Consider the following 16,044-nt stretch of genomic DNA (forward strand, 5'->3'; position numbering starts at 1 on the left):
GCGAGGAACGTGTGGGGGGTGACGCGGAAGGAGGAAGGGGAAACGGTACGGTTTCGGGCGGCCTGGACGCCGCCCGAGAGATTTCTTGACTCAGCTTAGACAGATTAGATGTTGCTGTCAACAAACGCGGTCAGCTGGCTCTTGGCCAGAGCGCCGACCTTGGTGGCAACCACATTGCCGTCCTTGAAAATCATCAGCGTCGGGATGCCGCGGATGCCGTACTTCGGCGGCGTGGTTTCGTTCTGGTCGATGTTCAGCTTGGTGATTTTCAGCTTGCCGTCGTATTCCTTGGCAATTTCATCGAGAATCGGCGCGATCATTTTGCAAGGGCCACACCATTCGGCCCAGTAGTCGACCAGTACCGGGCCTTGTGCCTTCAACACTTCTTCTTCAAAAGAGGCGTCGGTGACATGGACGATCAGTTCGCTGCTCATTGTGTTCTCCGTGTTGGTGCGCGTGGGCTGTATCGATTGATAGTAACAAGCGCATCCTGCGCCGACAAGGCACGCGACCGGGTGTCGTGCTGCATTGCACGGTCATGACACTAGCAAGCGGGTGCCGGCGCCACACCCAGCGCCGCCTGCAGCAATTCCCGGGTGTACGACGCCTGTGGTGCATCGAACACTTCCCGCGTCGGTCCGGCCTCGACCACCCGTCCGTTGCGCAGCACCACTACATCATGGGCAATGGCGCGGATCACCGCCAGATCGTGCGAAATGAACAGATACGCAAGACCGTATTTCTGCTGCAGCCGTTTCAGCAGCTCCAGCACCTGGCGCTGGATCGACACGTCCAGCGCGCTGGTCGGCTCGTCCAGCAGCAACAGCCGTGGCTCGAGCACCAGCGCCCGGGCAATGGCTATGCGCTGGCGCTGCCCACCGGAAAACGCATGCGGATAGCGATCACAGGCCTTCTCGTCCAGCCCGACTTCGCGCAGGATCTCCACCACCCGGGCCCGGCGTGCCGATGCCGACAGGTCGGTCCGGTGCAGCGCCAGTCCTTCACCGACGATCTCGCCAACGGTCAGCCGTGGCGACAGCGAGGAATACGGGTCCTGGAACACCATTTGCACGTCGCGCCGCAAGCTGCGCAGCGCACGCGGCGCCAGAGCCAATACCGACTGCCCGGCGAAGACCACGCGGCCGGTAGCCGGCAGCAGCCGCAGCAGCGCCAGCCCGAAGGTGGTCTTGCCGGAGCCGGACTCGCCAACCAGGCCCAGCGTGCGCCCCGGTGCAATGCAACAGGACACCCCGTCGACCGCCACCGTTTCCTCACGCCGGAACCAGCCGGCCTGACGGGAGAAAACGACCCGCACCGCCTCCGCGTCCAGCAGCGGGGGCTCGGTCGACGGCGCCTGCGGTGCCAGCGGCTCGGGGCGGCTGGCCAGCAGCGTCCGGGTGTACTCGTGCCGGGGCCGGGCAAAGACGTCCGCCACCGGCCCGCTCTCAACCAGCGCACCATGGCGCATCACGGCCACGCGATCGGCAAAGCGCTGCACCAGATTCAGATCATGGGTAATGAACAGGATCGCCATGCCGAACTCGCGCTGCAGCTCGTCGAGCAGCGACAGGATCTGCGCCTGCACGGTCACGTCCAGCGCCGTAGTCGGCTCGTCGGCAATCAGCAGTTGCGGACGACAGGCCAGCGCCATGGCAATCATCGCCCGCTGACGCTGACCGCCGGACAGCTCGAACGGATAGCGCCCGAGCTTTTTTTCCGGCTCGGGAATGCGCACCCGCCCCAGCAGCGCCAGCGCTTCCGCCCGCGCCTGCCGGCCGCTCAGTCCGCGGTGGACGGTCAGCGACTCGGCAATCTGGTTGCCGATGGGATACAGCGGGTTCAGCGCCGTCATCGGCTCCTGGAAGATCATGGCGATATCGTGCCCGCGCAGCCGGGCAATATCGCGCTCGGGCAACGTGGTCAGCTCCCGCCCCGCCCAGCGCACGCTGCCGGACAGGGTGGCTTCCGGATGCAGCCGCAGCAGTGCACTGGCAGCCTGGGTCTTGCCGGAGCCGGACTCGCCGACCAGGGCAAGTTTCTCGCCGGCACGGATGTCGAATGTCACTCCGTCGACCACAGCCTGCCCATCGTAGCGAACGGCAAGGTTTTCCACCTGCAGCAGCACCGTATCGCTCATCGTCCCTCCCGGCGCGGGTCGAAGGCTTCGCGCAGGCCTTCACCGATAAAGATCAGCAATGTCAGCGTGCCGGTCAGCACCAGAAAGGTCGACAGACCGATCCACCAGGCATCCAGGTTGTCCTTGCCCTGGGCCAGCAGTTCGCCAAGGCTGGCCGTGCTCGATGGCACCCCCAGGCCGAGAAAGTCGAGCGAGGTCAGCGCCAGAATGGCGCCGGACACGCGAAACGGCAGGAAGGTGATGACCGGCGTCATCGAATTCGGCAGCACGTGCCGCCACATGATCTGTGCGCTGCCGAGGCCGAGCGCGCGCGCCGCCAGCACATATTCCATCTGCCGGTTGCGCAGGAATTCGGCCCGCACATAGTCGGCCAGTCCCATCCAGCCGAACAGCGCCAGCAGGATCAGCAGCAGCGACAGGCTCGGCGTGAACAGCGACGCAAAAATGATCAGCAGGTACAGCTCGGGCAGCGAGCCCCATATCTCGATAAAGCGCTGCAGGAACAGATCGGTCTTGCCGCCGAAATAGCCCTGCACCGCACCGGCCAGCACACCGACCAGGCTGCCGACCACCGTCAGCGCCAGCGCGAACAGCACCGACAGCCGGAAGCCGTAGACCACCCGGGCCAGCACGTCGCGTCCCCGGTCATCGGTTCCCAGCCAGTTCTCGCGCGACGGCGCCGCCGGGTTCGGGTCGCGCGCATAGTAGTTGATGCTGTCGAAGCGGTACGGCACCGGCGGATACACGGCGAAATTGCCACCGCGCTTCAGCCTGTCGACGATGAACGGGTCGTGATAGTCGGGTGGCGTGACAAAGTCTCCGCCAAAAGCGGTTTCCGGATAGTCGACCAGCAGCGGAAAGTAGTACCGGCCGTCATAGCGCACCAGCAATGGCTTGTCATTGCACAGCACGTCGGCGAACAGGCTCAGCACGAACAGCAGCGTGAACAGGATCAGGCTCACATAACCGCGCCGGTGTGCGCGGAAACGGCGCCAGGCCCGGGCGCGGGGCGGCAGCGCGGCGGCTTCGGTCATGCCTGCGCTCCGCTTTCGACGGACATGATGCAGTTGCGACCGGCTTCCTTGGCCCGGTACAGCGCCGCGTCGGCGCGGGCCAGCAACTGCATCGGGCTGTCGGCCAGCTGATTGCCGCAGGTCGACACGCCGATGGATACGGTCAGCGGCACACGCCGCCCATCCGGCAGTACGACCGGCTCGCCGCCGATCTGGGTGCGGATGCGGTCGGCCACCAGCCGAGCCTGACCCAGCGCGGTCTGCGGCAGCAGGACTGCGAATTCTTCGCCACCATAGCGCGCGGCCACGTCACAGCCGCGCAACTGACCGCGCATGCGGTTGGCCAGCGTGCGCAGCACGATGTCGCCGGCGACGTGACCGTGGGTATCGTTGATGCGCTTGAAATGATCGGCATCGAGAAACAGACAGGAAATCGGCGCGCCATGCCGGCGCGCCCGCGCCAGTTCCTCGTCGATGCGCTGGTCGAAATAGCGCCGGTTGTAGAGGCCGGTCAGCGGATCGGTCAGGCCGAGCTGCTTCAGCCGCTCGCGGTTCAGCACATTGTCGAGACACAGCGCAGTCACGGCAGCGAACCGTTCAATGAAGTCGGTGGCCTGATCCGGTGCAAACCGCTCCGGGTCGCGGCTGCCGAGTACCACCAGCCCGATCAGTGTGCTGTCGCGCCACAGCGGCATCAGCGCCACACTGCCGGGCAATTCTGCCCAGTCCAGCGCCAGTTCGCCGAGCACTTCGCCCGGACTGCCGAGCCGCACCCGGGTCGGCAATTCACCAAGGCGCTCGACCAGCCGGGCCGGCTCCCGCTCGAGCAGCAGCCCGTCCGGCAGGACCTCGTCGTAGCCAAGAATGGCGGACACCTCGCCATGGCTGTCGGCCAGCAGCAGCCATGCCTGTTCCAGTGCCATGCGCGCCGGCAACTGATCGCGTATCCCGGCCAGAAACTGGCCGAAGCCGCTGGCACCGATCAGTGCCAGTTCGATCGCCTGGAATCGCCGCAGCACCACCTCGTTGCGCTGGGCGTTCTCCAGCATTTGCGCATAGGACAGATCCATCATCGGCTCCTATCCGCCCACAGAGTCGAAGCGCAGGCGCGGGTCGACCCAGACATAGCACAGGTCGGACAGCAGCCTCGCCACCAGCCCGATCAGCGTAAACAGGTACAGAGTGCCCATCACGACCGGATAGTCACGCTTGACCACCGCGTCGTAGGACAGCAGCCCGAGTCCGTCGAGCGAGAAGATCGTCTCGATCAGCAGGCTGCCGGAAAAGAAAGCGCCGATAAAGGCGGAGGGAAAACCGGTAATCAGCGGGATCATCGCGTTGCGGAACACGTGTTTGTACAGGATGCGGTTTTCACTGACGCCCTTGGCCCGGGCGGTCAGCACATACTGGCTGCGGATCTGCTCGAGAAAGGTGTTCTTGGTCAGCAGCGTCATCACTGCCAGGCTGCCGACCACCGATGCCGTCACCGGCAGCACCATGTGCCACAGATAGTCGGCAATGCGCGCGGGCCAGTCCAGCTCGTTCCAGTTGTCGGACACCAGTCCGCGCAGCGGAAACACTTCCAGGAAACTGCCGCCGCCGAACAGTACCAGCAGGGCCACGCCAAGCACGAAGCCGGGGATCGCATAGCCGACCAGCAGCAGCGTGCTGGTGGCGACATCGAAGGCGGAACCATCGCGCACGGCTTTGCGAATGCCGAGCGGAATCGAGATCAGATAGGTCAGGAAGAACGTCCACAGGCCGAGACTCATCGACACCGGCAGCTTGGACACCACCAGCGACCCCACCGACTGGTGATGATAGAAGCTCTCGCCAAGATCGAAATGCAGGTAGCGCCAGATCATGTCACCAAAACGCTGGTAAGCCGGTTTGTCGAAACCGTACAGCGTTTTCAGTTCGGCCAGCCGGTCGGCATCCAGCCCGCCCGATGCGCGGTAGAAGCCGGTATTGGTCGTCACCATCTCGCCGACCTGCGCGCCACGGAGTTCGCGGGCCAGTTGCTCGACCGGGCCGCCCGGCACGAACTGGATCACCATGAAGGTGACCAGCAGGATGCCGAACAGGGTCGGCACCATCAGCAGCAGGCGTTTGGCGATATAGCGCCACAGGTTCATCAGTCGGTCCGGTCTGGCGGGGCGATGCCACAAGAATAAGGGTTGCTTGCACCCGCCGCCAAGACATAAACACGACTTCTGGCAGGGGATGACATGGTGACAGCACTGTTTGCGCCGGTCGTCGGCGAAAAGCCGTCAGCCTGTCTCAAGACGAGGGGGGCGGCGCCGATATTTTTTGCCGGTCATCCTGCCATTTCGCCGCCAGTGCGGTCAGCGCCGGAACGGACAGGTTGTCCAGCCGCAAGTGCTGCGCCTCGGCCAGATTCGCATAGTGACGATCCGTCGAACGGCCATACAGCGGATCGTAATGCTCGACCAGCAGCGCCTCGACCAGTGCCGGGAAAGCGCCGGCCTTGATCAGCGCTTCCCACTGCGCCAGTTTTTCCCGGCCGTGCAACTCGCGCAACTGACCGAGCCGCGCCATCAGCGGCGCCGGCTGGCGCAGGAAGTAGTCGTAATCCTCCAGCAGGAAGCGGACCCGCTCGCCGAGCGGCACCTCCAGACACAGACAGTCCCCCTGATGCATCGCATCGATCAGGCTGCCCGGCACGGTCAGACGGCCGATCCGGCGCGACTCGGCCTCGATATGGACCGGCCTGGCCGGGTCGAGTGCGGACAGCGCCAGCCACAGCAGACTCTCGAAACGCTTCTGCGACGGTTGCGGTTCGTCCGGCAACGCCCCCAGCACCGATCCGCGATGGCAGGCCAGCCGTTCGAGGTCGAGCACCTGATGCCCGGCCTCCGCCAGCGCATCGAGCAGCCGGCTCTTGCCCGAGCCGGTCGGCCCGCACAGCACGCGGAACCGGAACCGGGCCGGCGCTTCAGCCAGCGCATCCATTACCTGCTTGCGGTACTGCTTGTAGCCGCCTTCCAGTTGCCGCGCGCCCCAGCCAACCTGCTGCAGGATCAGCGTCATCGCACCCGAACGCTGTCCGCCGCGCCAGCAGCAGACCAGCGGGCGCCAGCTCTTGGGCCGGTCGTGGAAACGGGCATCAAGGTGATGGGCGATATTGCGCGCGACCAGCGCAGCCCCCACCTTGCGCGCTTCGAAGGGCGATGCCTGTTTGTACAGCGTGCCGACGACGACGCGCTCGTCGTCGGACAGCACCGGACAATTGATGGCACCGGGAATATGATCGTCGGCGAACTCCGCCGGCGTGCGCACGTCGATGACCTCATCGAATTCGTCGCGCTGTGCTATGGTCGCGGGCGGCAAGAAACGCATGATAAAGGGCAGTAAAAATGAGTGATGTCAGACTGACGCAATTGTCTCACGGTGGCGGCTGCGGCTGTAAAATCGCGCCCGCCGTTCTGGAAACCATCCTCGCCGGCGTACGGCCGTCGCTGCCCTTCCCCGACCTGCTGGTCGGCATCGACACCTCGGACGATGCCGCGGTCTACCGCATCAACGACAGCCAGGCCATTGTCGCCACCACCGATTTTTTCATGCCGATCGTCGACGACGCGTTCGATTTCGGCCGCATCGCCGCCACCAATGCGCTGTCGGACATCTATGCCATGGGTGGCAAACCACTGTTTGCCCTGGCCATTGTCGGCATGCCGGTCAATGTGCTGCCGCCGGAAACCATCCGCCGCATCCTCGACGGAGGCCAGTCGGTCTGCGCGGCGGCCGGCATCCCGATCGCCGGCGGTCACTCGATCGACAGCCCGGAACCGATCTACGGTCTGGTCGGCATCGGCATTATCGACCCGCGCCGGATCAAGACCAATGCCGGCGCCCGCGCCGGTGACCGGCTGATCCTCGGCAAGGGACTGGGAGTCGGCATCCTGGCCCAGGCCATGAAAAAGGGACTGCTCGACGACGCCGGCTACGCCGCGCTGATCGGCAGCACTACCCGGCTGAACACGGTCGGCACCGAACTGGCCGAACTCGACGAGGTGCATGCGCTGACCGACGTCACCGGCTTCGGCCTTGCCGGCCACCTGCTGGAAGTCTGCCGCGGCGCCGGCCTGACCGGCATGATCGACATCGACCGGGTGCCGGTCATCCGCGAAGCGCTTGGCTTTGCCGAACAGGGCATCGGCCCGGGCGCCATCGAACGCAACTGGGCCAGTTTCGGCGATGGCGTGCGCTTCGCCCACGACGTGCCGGCCTGGAAACAGCGGCTGCTGGCCGATCCGCAGACCAGCGGCGGCCTGCTGGTCGCCGTGGCGCCGGAAGTGGCCGATGCCGTTCTGGCCCGTTTCCATGCTGCCGGCTTCGATTACGCGGCAGACATCGGCGAGCTGGCCCACGGTCACGCCGGCGTCGTCGTGCGCTGACCTTACCAGCCGGGGCATGCCGGTCGGCATTGGCGAGCAGATTGCGCAACGCATCCCGCAGTGGCTGCTGGTCGGCGACGCTGATCGCATCGTGCCGCGCCAGGTGGCCGATGCCTACGCCGACGGTTTTCCCGCCGGCCGGCAACCGGCAGTGCGTGCGTTTCCGACCTGCACCACTCGTGCTGCTGGGCGGAAATCTGGACCGCGCTGCCGGCCAGGCGCCCCTAGCTGCGGGTCCGGGGGCGTTTGCTGCCGCCCGGCTTCATGGCCTTGACCTCGACCTCCACCGGACGGACCGGCTCCGCATCCAGCACCGGCGGCGTCGTTGCCTCCGCCTTCTTGCCGCGCGCGGCGCGCGGCGGCGCCGGCAACTGCCGCGCGGCAATGACTTTCTGCATGCGGCGGCGGATCTCGTCCGAATCCATCCAGATGTCGGCGCCACGCATGATCGCCTCCAGCTCCTCGCTGGACAGGAACGGGTAGCACAGCCGGTGCATGACCTTGTCGAACCACTTGCCATGCGCAATCACTTGCGCGTGCTGCTCGTTGCCCTTGCCGATCAGGCTGCCGGAGTAGTTGTGGAACATCAGCTGGCAGTTGTCGTGCACGATCAGCTCGTCGCCGGCGAGAAAGATCAGCGAACCCATCGAGTAGGCGCGCGCTTCCAGCACGGTGATGACCTTGGCCTTGCAGGCCTGGATGTTGTTGATGATCTGCAACCCGGTGTCGAAAATCCCGCCGGGGGTATTCAGGTGCAGGAAGATCACGTCGTATTCGCTGGCAGTCGACAGCGCGTTCAGCAGATCGGTATAGGCGATCGCCGGACCGATCTCGCCGGACAGATAGAAGGAGATTTGCCGGGCGACCACCTGACTGTCGTAGCGGCGGAAATAGGGTACCGGAACCGGGACGACCTCCTCGTCCTCGTCATTGCCCTCGTTGCGCATGCCCGCGGGTATCGAATGCCTGCTCATCATTGCCCCCTTCTTCTTGTCATGCCGGCCACCGGGGCGGCCGGCTTTGCTACACTCCACGGCTTAGACACTGACTCTTCCTACGGAATTCTGCATGGCCCAATATGTAATGTCGATGCTCCGCGTGAGCAAGATCGTCCCCCCCAAGCGTCAGATCATCAAGGACATCTCCCTGAGTTTCTTCCCCGGTGCCAAGATCGGCCTGCTGGGGCTGAACGGCGCGGGCAAATCCACCGTGCTGAAAATCATGGCCGGTGTCGACAAGGAGTATGACGGCGAAGTCCAGCACCTGGCCGGCGTAAAGATCGGCTATCTGGCGCAGGAGCCGCTGCTCGACAATGACGCCACCGTGCGCGAGGAAGTCGAAGCCGGCATGGGCGACGTCATGGACGCGCAAAAGCGGCTGGAAGAAGTCTATGCCGCCTACGCCGAGCCGGATGCCGACTTCGATGCACTGGCCGAGGAGCAGGCGCGGCTCGAGGCGATCATTTCCGCCGGCGCCGGCGACAACACCTCGCTGCAGCTGGAACTGGCCGCCGATGCGCTGCGCCTGCCGGCATGGGATGCCCGCATCGGTCAGCTGTCCGGTGGTGAAAAGCGCCGCGTGGCACTGTGCAAGCTGCTGCTGTCCAAGCCGGACATGCTGCTGCTCGACGAACCAACCAACCACCTCGATGCCGAATCGGTCGAATGGCTGGAGCAGTTCCTGGTGCGCTTCCCCGGCACCGTGGTCGCCGTTACCCACGATCGCTACTTCCTCGACAACGCCGCCGAATGGATCCTGGAACTCGACCGCGGTCACGGCATCCCGTGGAAGGGCAATTACAGCTCGTGGCTGGAACAGAAGGAACAGCGCCTGGAGCAGGAATCCAGGGGTGAAGCTGCGCGCATGAAGGCCATGAAGCAGGAACTGGAATGGGTGCGGCAGAACCCGAAGGGACGCCAGGCCAAGTCCAAGGCCCGTATCGCCCGCTTCGAGGAACTGTCGTCGTTCGAATACCAGAAGCGCAATGAAACCCAGGAAATCTTCATCCCGGTCGGCGAGCGGCTCGGCAGCGAAGTGATCGAGTTCGACCAGGTGTCGAAGGGCTTCGGCGACCGCCTGCTGATCGACAACCTGAGCTTCAAGGCACCGGCCGGCGCCATCGTCGGCATCATCGGCCCGAACGGCGCCGGCAAATCGACGCTGTTCAAGATGATCGCCGGCCGCGAACAGCCGGACAGCGGCACGGTGAAGATCGGCCAGACCGTGCAGATGGCCTTCGTCGAGCAGAGCCGTGAAGGGCTGGACGACGACAAGACCGTGTTCGAGGACGTGTCCGGTGGCCAGGAACTGGTCAACGTCGGCAAGTTCGAGATGTCGAGCCGTGCCTATCTGGGCCGGTTCAACTTCAAGGGTGGCGACCAGCAGAAGAAGGTCGGCTCGCTGTCCGGCGGCGAACGCGGCCGCCTGCACCTGGCCAAGACGCTGCTGAAGGGCGGCAACGTGCTGCTGCTCGATGAACCGTCCAACGACCTCGACGTCGAAACGCTGCGCGCACTGGAAGACGCGCTGCTGGAATACGCCGGCACCGTGTTCGTGATCTCCCATGACCGCTGGTTCCTCGACCGTATCGCCACCCATATCCTGGCGGCGGAAGGCGATTCGCAGTGGACCTTCTTCGATGGCAACTATCAGGAATACGAAGCCGACAAGAAGAAACGCCTTGGCGAAGAAGGCGCGAAGCCGAAGCGCATCCGCTACAAGCCGGTCACGCGCTGATCACGTAGCAGCAGCTTCAACCACAACGCGGGCCTTCGGGCCCGCGTTTGTCGTTTGCGGCGATACGTTCTGCTAGCGGATTACCCCGCAGGCGACACGGGCACCGCCGCCGCCCAGCGCCGCCGGCATGTCGGCGTGATTGTCACCACCGGCATGGATCATCAGCGCATGCCCGGCCAGATCGGACAGTTTCAGCCGTGGCGCCAGCACCGGCTGGGTCGCGCGGCCATCGGCACCGACATACAGCGCCGGCAGGTCTCCGAGATGGCCTTCGCCCCACGGGCCTTCATGCCGGCCGGTTCCGGCCGGATCGAAATGGCCGCCGGCCGCGCCGGCCGGCACCATCTTGCCGTCGATCAGCTTCGGACCGCAGTCCGCACTGGCATGCAGATGGAAGCCATGAACACCGGGCGGCAGGCCGTCCAGGTTCGGCGTGAACACCACACCGTAGGCCGACTGGGTGGCCTGTATCGTGCCGATCTGCCGGACCGGGCCTTTCTGGTCGACCAGCTGCATGTCGACCGGCACCGGTGCCGCAGCCAGTGCGGAACCGGTCAGGCCGGCCATCATCAGCAGTGCGGGCAGTCGTTTGTTCATGGTTTCTCCTCTTGTGGGTAAGGGGCGGTGACGGGGCGCCGTCAGGCCTCTGAATATAGACACGATCGCCGCGGCCTTGTCGTCTGGCTTGCATATCAAATGAGAATCATTATTATTGATGGTATGCAACCCTGTTTTACCGGAGTCCCCATCATGCTGGTTCTTGCCTTCCTGTTCTCGCTGGCTGCCGCGCTGGCGCTCCATGTCGCCTCGCCCACCCAGCAACTGATCGCCCGCCGGCTGCGGGCCGGTCGCCGCTACGCAGGCCTGCTCACCCTGGTGGCGCTGCTGTGTGCGATGCAGGCACTGGGTGCCGCAGCCGGTCTGGTCACGGCGCTGGCCCTGGGTGCTGCCAATCTGTGCATCGTGTCGCTGCTTGCCGCCGAGCGCCGCCGGGCACTGAGCAGCAACAACACCTGATCCGGTCATCGCCTCCAGCCCCGCGCCACCGGCGCGGGCATTTCCGTTCGCGCCCGCCTCCGGGCGCGATTTGCCTTTCCCGTGCATTTCGCCTATGTATACAGGTCCTGCCCCATGAGCCCGGACGGCTCATGGATGTGAGCACAATGATTACAGTGGCATCGCCCGACTGACAGGATCTGTCGGCAAGCACGGCAGTCTGCCTGATTGAATCCTGCCTCTTCCGCCCCCGCCGCCGGGGAGAAACCTTGCTTCGCCCGTCCATTCTTCGCAAGCGGGGTATGCGGACAGTCCGAGGACCTGATTCAGGCCCCATGCCTGCCGGCAAGGGCATTCTCCCGCACGTTGCTGACCGTCCCGCCCGCTTTTGCCGGCATCCTGCCCGCCGCGCCGCCACCCGGGAGGAAAGAACATGTTCATCTTGCTGCATCTCGCCGGAGGCGTGGCGCTGCTGACCTGGGGACTCCACATGGTGGAGTCCGGTTTCATGCGGGCGCTGGGCTCGTCGCTGCGCCGTTTCATGGCCAGCAGCCTCGGCAACCGCTTCAGCGCGCTGTTCGCCGGACTGGCGGTGACCGCCGCCCTGCAGAGCGCCACCGCCACCGGGCTGATCGCCACCTCGTTCGCCGCCCGGCGCATCATGCGCCCGGTGACCGGGCTGGCCATCATGCTTGGCGCCAATATCGGCTCGACCCTGATCGTGCAGGCGTTCTCGCTGAACCTGAGCTGGATCTCGCCTGCCTGTCTGGTTGTCGGCATGGCCATGTTCGAGCGCGGCAAGGGCTCGCAGATGCGCGATTTCGGCCGTGCCATCATCGGTCTCGGCCTGATGCTGCTGGCGCTGGAACTGCTGGTCGACACCATGGAACCGGCCGAGGCGGCCCCGGCCCTGCGCACGGTGCTCGGGGCGCTGGCCGACATGCCGGCACTGAATGCCGCCATCGCCGCGCTGCTGACCTGGGCCGCCCACTCCAGCATTCCGATCGTGCTGTTCGTCATGTCGCTGGCCACCTCGAACGCCATCCCGATGAGCACGGCCATCGCCATGGTGCTGGGCACCAATATCGGCAGCGCGCTGAATCCGTATTTCGCCGGTGCGAAGGGCAATGACAACCTGCGGAAACGCTTGCCGGCCGGCAATCTGCTACTGCGCGGCGGTGTCTGTCTCGTGCTGCTTGCCGTCACCGGCCCGCTGGCCGACGCGCTGTCGCAGTTGCCGGGTATCCCCGGCCACCGGATCGCCGATTTCCATACCGGGCTCAATATTGCCATTGCGGTGCTGTTTATCGGTCTGCTCGATCCGGTCGCCCGCCTGCTGGAAAAGATCTACCCGCAGAATAATGAAGCGGCGGAAGATCCGGACGCGCCCCGTCATCTGGACTCGTCGGCCATCGGCACGCCGGAAGAAGCCCTGGTCAACGCCACCCGCGAAGCGCTGCACATGGGAGATATCGTCGAGGACATGCTGACCCAGAGCCTGCCCGCGCTGCTGACCGGCGACCGGCGGCTGATTGCCACCATCGCCCGCCGCGATGATGCAGTCGACCGGCTGTACGAACGCATCAAGTTCTATGTAACCGCCGTGACCCGCGACAGTCTGGACCCCGAACAGGGCAGCAAGGCGATGGCCATCATTGCCTTCGTCATCAATATGGAGCACATCGGCGACATCATCGACCGCAACCTGATGGAGCTCGCGGCCAAGAAGGCCAAGAACCGGCTGCGCTTCTCCGGCGACGGCGCAACCGAGCTCAGTGCCCTGCACGAACTGGTGCTGGAAAGCTTCCGCCGCGCCATGGCCGCCTTCATGGCCAATGACCTGCACGCGGCCGGCCGGCTGCTGGAAGACAAGGCCCGGGTGCGCGACATTGTCCGCGAGGCCGGTGACAACCACCTGGCACGGCTGCGTGAGGGTCGCAAGGACAGCATTTCGACCAGTTCGCTGCATCTGGACGTGCTGCGCGACTTCAAGCGCATCCATTCGCATATCTGCGCCATCGCCTACCCGGTAATCGAACGCAGCAACGGCCGCGACTGAACGCGGCAGACATCTCTGGAAACAGGTTTGTGCCGGATGGACACAGTCTGCTGGCCTTGCTGTTATACATTTCTTTTTGTATGTATATTGGCAAAGCCACTGGCTCATCCACCGGGCCCTGTCTACAACGCAGAGGGACGGCCCGGCTTTCCCGTCCCCGGAGATTTCCATGCGTACCCGTCTCATCAACCGCCCGGCACTGCTCATCGGTCTGGCCCTGGCGTTCGGCAGCATCCTGCCACTGCACGCGCTGGTGACACCGGCACAGGCCGCTGCCGCACCGACCCTGGCCCCGACCTGGCCGCGCACCCTCAGCGCCGGCGACAGTCACGTCGAGCTGTTCCAGCCGCAGATCGAAAAATGGGATGGCAATCAGCTGTCCGGCCGCGCGGCGCTGGCCATCAGCAGCAAAAAGGGCGCGCCGTTGTACGGCATCGCCCACTTTCGTGCCAATGCCGCCATCGACAAACCCGGTGGCATCGTCACGCTGACCGGCATCGTTATCGACGACGTGCAGATCCCGACCGCCCAGGACCGGGCGGCCGGCTACCGCACCATGCTGCAGCAGCGTCTGCCCACAGGCGGCATGTCGATCCCGCTTGACGAGCTGCAGACCAGTTATCTGGTTTCACAGCAGATCAGCAAGGCCGGCAGTGTCGCCGTACGCAATGATCCTCCACATATCATGTTTGCCAGCACGCCCACTTTGCTGGTCCGCATCGATGGCGCGCCGGTACTGCGTCCGGTCTCCGGCGCCAGTGGCTGGCAACGCGTGATCAATACCCGGGCACTGCTGCTGCGCGACGCCAGCGAACGTTATCACCTGAACGCCGCCGGCAGCTGGTACGAGGCGCCGGCGCTGAACGGCAGCTGGGTCGTGACCGGCAAGCCGGCGACGAACCTGCTGGCCGCCGCCCAGGCGGCCGCGAAGGCCGTCAAGCCGGACCCGATGCAGCCGACCAGCGGCAAAAAACCGGCAACGGCACCGGCGGTACTGATCGCCACCGAACCGACCGAGCTGGTCGTCACCGACGGCCAGCCGGCCATGCAGCCGGTCGATGGTGTCAACCTGCTGACTGTCGGCAATGCCGACCATGCGCTGTTTCTCGACCCGGCCAGCAATGACTACTATCTCCTGATTTCCGGGCGCTGGTTTGCCGGCCGTGACCTGGCCGGTCCCTGGCATGCGGTCGCCGGTTCAGCGCTGCCGGCCGACTTCGCCCGCATCCCGGCCGGCAGCCCAAAAGCCAATGTGCTGGTGTCGGTGCCCGGCACCCCGCAAGCGCGCGAAGCCGTCATTGCCGCCGCCATTCCGCAGACCGCCACGGTCTATCGCAACAAGGCCAGCCTGACTGTCAGCTACGACGGCGCGCCGCACTTCATCCCGATCGCCGGCACGAGCCTGCATTACGCGCCGAACAGCGCACTGCCGGTCATCGAGGTCGACAGCCGCCACTACTATGCGCTGTCCAGCGGCATCTGGTTCACGGCGGCCACGCCGACCGGTGCCTGGCGGGTAGCGGACAGCGTACCGGGGGCGATCTACACCATTCCGGTCTCGTCGCCGCTGCACTACGTAACCTATGTCCATGTGTACTCGCACACGCCGCAATACGTGGTCGTCGGCTATACCCCGGGTTATTTCGGCGTGATGGTCGCCCCCGGCGGTACCGTCGTCTACGGCAGCGGCTACAGCTATGCGCCATATACCGGCGAGGTCTGGTACGGCTATCCGGACACGTATGGTTATGGCGCCGGTTTTGCGGTCGGCACCACGGTCGGGTTCGCCTTCGGCTTTGCCGCCGGTGCCTGGTGGGGCGCGCCGTCACCGTACTGGGGGCCGTACTGGGGCTGGTGGGGCGGCGGCTATCCAAGCTGGCAATACGTGAATGTCAACCAGACCAATATCTATGGTCGCTGGGGCCAGGGCACCGTCACTCATGTCGACGGCTGGAACGGCTGGACCGGCAACCAGTGGCACGGCACCGCTGCCGCCGGCTTCAACCCGTATACCGGTGGTCACTTCCAGGCCAGCCGGGGTGCCATCGGCAACGCCTATACCGGCAACTATGCCGCCGGTCGGCAGGGATCGTTCAGCAGTCCGGCAACCGGGCGCGCCGGGGCCAGCCGGCAGGGCATTGCCGGCAACGCCGCGACCGGCAACTATGCGGGAGGCAGCCAGGCCGCCGGCGTCAACCGCCGCACCGGCCGTTTCGGCGCCGAGCAGACCACGGTGACCGGCAATACCGCCAGCGGTGACCGCACCGTGAACAGCAAGGGTTTTGTCGGCAACCGCCGCACCGACTCCGGCGTGGCCTGGAACAACGGCGAGGTCTATGCCGGCCATGACAACAATGTTTACCGCCGCAGCCCGGACGGCAGCTGGGAACAGCACACGCCTGATGGCTGGCAGCCAGTGCCGGCCGGCAACAGGGAGACGTCGCGCCTGAACAGCGAGCACCAGGCCAGGCAGGCCGGCAACCAGCGGCTGCAGCAGGCGCCGGCACGACAGTATTTCCAGCCCCCGGAAGGCGGTGCCCGACCCGGTCAGGGTGCCAGCCGACCCGCTAGCGGTTTTTTCCCGCGCGCTGGCGGCGGCTTCCATGGCGGTTTCCGGCGCTGACTGTTGCGGCGGCATCACTTGATGCCGCCGTGAATTGACGCGGCCACTGGCGGTCGTTATAT

The 16,044-nt window shown here is 65.3% G+C and carries 13 protein-coding genes; 5 read left to right on the forward strand and 8 right to left on the reverse strand.

Features of this window, described 5'->3' with window-relative positions; translation table 11 throughout:
- Nucleotides 1-104: 104 nt before the first annotated feature.
- From trxA to mnmH, 6 genes are all read right to left on the reverse strand, one after another.
- Nucleotides 105-434, reverse strand: coding sequence for a thioredoxin TrxA (gene trxA / locus Q352_RS0105115; protein WP_028498404.1), 330 nt, complete (start codon nt 432-434; stop codon nt 105-107).
- A 110-nt stretch (nt 435-544) separates the two neighbouring features.
- Nucleotides 545-2,137, reverse strand: coding sequence for an ABC transporter ATP-binding protein (locus Q352_RS0105120; protein ID WP_028498405.1), 1,593 nt, complete (start codon nt 2,135-2,137; stop codon nt 545-547).
- Nucleotides 2,134-3,171 carry an ABC transporter permease gene (locus tag Q352_RS0105125; RefSeq protein ID WP_028498406.1) on the reverse strand — a complete coding sequence of 346 codons (1,038 nt, stop codon included), beginning with the start codon at nt 3,169-3,171 and terminating at the stop codon, nt 2,134-2,136. The genes Q352_RS0105120 and Q352_RS0105125 overlap by 4 nt, the downstream gene beginning before the upstream one ends.
- On the reverse strand, nt 3,168-4,223 hold the full coding sequence (locus Q352_RS19940) for a GGDEF domain-containing protein (RefSeq protein ID WP_051528696.1): 1,056 nt from the start codon (nt 4,221-4,223) through the stop codon (nt 3,168-3,170). Before Q352_RS19940 ends, Q352_RS0105125 begins: the two co-directional genes overlap by 4 nt.
- Nucleotides 4,224-4,229: 6 nt before the next feature.
- Complete coding sequence (locus Q352_RS0105135) at nt 4,230-5,279, reverse strand: microcin C ABC transporter permease YejB (RefSeq protein WP_199489769.1); 1,050 nt, start codon at nt 5,277-5,279, stop codon at nt 4,230-4,232.
- Nucleotides 5,280-5,430: 151 nt separating this feature from the next.
- Nucleotides 5,431-6,510, reverse strand: coding sequence for a tRNA 2-selenouridine(34) synthase MnmH (mnmH, locus tag Q352_RS19945; protein ID WP_051528697.1), 1,080 nt, complete (start codon nt 6,508-6,510; stop codon nt 5,431-5,433).
- Between the two features lie 17 nt (nt 6,511-6,527).
- Here mnmH and selD point away from each other — a divergent pair, with 17 nt between their 5' ends.
- Nucleotides 6,528-7,568 (forward strand): selenide, water dikinase SelD, encoded by a 1,041-nt coding sequence (gene selD / locus Q352_RS0105145; RefSeq protein ID WP_028498408.1) that lies wholly within the window; start codon nt 6,528-6,530, stop codon nt 7,566-7,568.
- A 224-nt stretch (nt 7,569-7,792) separates the two neighbouring features.
- On the opposite strand, the gene Q352_RS19950 is transcribed toward selD, so the two are convergent.
- Nucleotides 7,793-8,545, reverse strand: a complete 753-nt coding sequence (locus Q352_RS19950; RefSeq protein ID WP_233495208.1) for a Clp protease ClpP — start codon at nt 8,543-8,545, stop codon at nt 7,793-7,795.
- A gap of 91 nt (nt 8,546-8,636) precedes the next feature.
- Between Q352_RS19950 and ettA the strand changes: the two genes are divergently transcribed.
- Nucleotides 8,637-10,304, forward strand: a complete 1,668-nt coding sequence (ettA, locus tag Q352_RS0105155; RefSeq protein ID WP_028498409.1) for an energy-dependent translational throttle protein EttA — start codon at nt 8,637-8,639, stop codon at nt 10,302-10,304.
- A 72-nt stretch (nt 10,305-10,376) separates the two neighbouring features.
- Here the strand turns inward: ettA and sodC are convergent, their stop codons facing one another.
- A complete protein-coding gene (sodC, locus tag Q352_RS0105160) occupies nt 10,377-10,901 on the reverse strand; it encodes a superoxide dismutase family protein (RefSeq protein WP_028498410.1) in 525 nt (174 codons plus the stop codon).
- Nucleotides 10,902-11,054: 153 nt separating this feature from the next.
- Between sodC and Q352_RS0105165 the strand changes: the two genes are divergently transcribed.
- The 3 genes from Q352_RS0105165 to Q352_RS0105175 all read left to right on the forward strand — a co-directional run bounded on the left by Q352_RS0105165 (nt 11,055) and on the right by Q352_RS0105175 (nt 15,982).
- Entirely contained in the window at nt 11,055-11,321 is a 267-nt protein-coding gene (locus tag Q352_RS0105165; protein WP_028498411.1) for a hypothetical protein, read from the forward strand.
- 412 nt (nt 11,322-11,733) lie between these two features.
- The gene (locus Q352_RS0105170) at nt 11,734-13,359 is read left to right on the forward strand and encodes a Na/Pi cotransporter family protein (protein WP_028498412.1); all 1,626 of its coding nucleotides are present in this window, start codon (nt 11,734-11,736) and stop codon (nt 13,357-13,359) included.
- 169 nt (nt 13,360-13,528) lie between these two features.
- Nucleotides 13,529-15,982, forward strand: coding sequence for a hypothetical protein (locus tag Q352_RS0105175; protein ID WP_028498413.1), 2,454 nt, complete (start codon nt 13,529-13,531; stop codon nt 15,980-15,982).
- Nucleotides 15,983-16,044 lie beyond the last annotated feature (62 nt).

Source organism: Microvirgula aerodenitrificans DSM 15089, assembly GCF_000620105.1.
Taxonomy (GTDB): Bacteria; Pseudomonadota; Gammaproteobacteria; order Burkholderiales; family Aquaspirillaceae; genus Microvirgula; species Microvirgula aerodenitrificans.

Excerpts from the sequence above, each read along its gene's own strand:
- sodC (WP_028498410.1), bottom strand. The coding sequence starts at position 10,901 with ATGAACAAACGACTGCCCGCACTGCTGATGATGGCCGGCCTGACCGGT.
- Q352_RS19950 (WP_233495208.1), bottom strand. The coding sequence starts at position 8,545 with ATGATGAGCAGGCATTCGATACCCGCGGGCATGCGCAACGAGGGCAAT.
- mnmH (WP_051528697.1), bottom strand. The coding sequence starts at position 6,510 with ATGCGTTTCTTGCCGCCCGCGACCATAGCACAGCGCGACGAATTCGAT.
- Q352_RS0105170 (WP_028498412.1), top strand. The coding sequence starts at position 11,734 with ATGTTCATCTTGCTGCATCTCGCCGGAGGCGTGGCGCTGCTGACCTGG.
- Q352_RS0105165 (WP_028498411.1), top strand. The coding sequence starts at position 11,055 with ATGCTGGTTCTTGCCTTCCTGTTCTCGCTGGCTGCCGCGCTGGCGCTC.
- selD (WP_028498408.1), top strand. The coding sequence starts at position 6,528 with ATGAGTGATGTCAGACTGACGCAATTGTCTCACGGTGGCGGCTGCGGC.
- trxA (WP_028498404.1), bottom strand. The coding sequence starts at position 434 with ATGAGCAGCGAACTGATCGTCCATGTCACCGACGCCTCTTTTGAAGAA.
- Q352_RS19940 (WP_051528696.1), bottom strand. The coding sequence starts at position 4,223 with ATGATGGATCTGTCCTATGCGCAAATGCTGGAGAACGCCCAGCGCAAC.
- Q352_RS0105120 (WP_028498405.1), bottom strand. The coding sequence starts at position 2,137 with ATGAGCGATACGGTGCTGCTGCAGGTGGAAAACCTTGCCGTTCGCTAC.
- Q352_RS0105175 (WP_028498413.1), top strand. The coding sequence starts at position 13,529 with ATGCGTACCCGTCTCATCAACCGCCCGGCACTGCTCATCGGTCTGGCC.
- Q352_RS0105125 (WP_028498406.1), bottom strand. The coding sequence starts at position 3,171 with ATGACCGAAGCCGCCGCGCTGCCGCCCCGCGCCCGGGCCTGGCGCCGT.
- ettA (WP_028498409.1), top strand. The coding sequence starts at position 8,637 with ATGGCCCAATATGTAATGTCGATGCTCCGCGTGAGCAAGATCGTCCCC.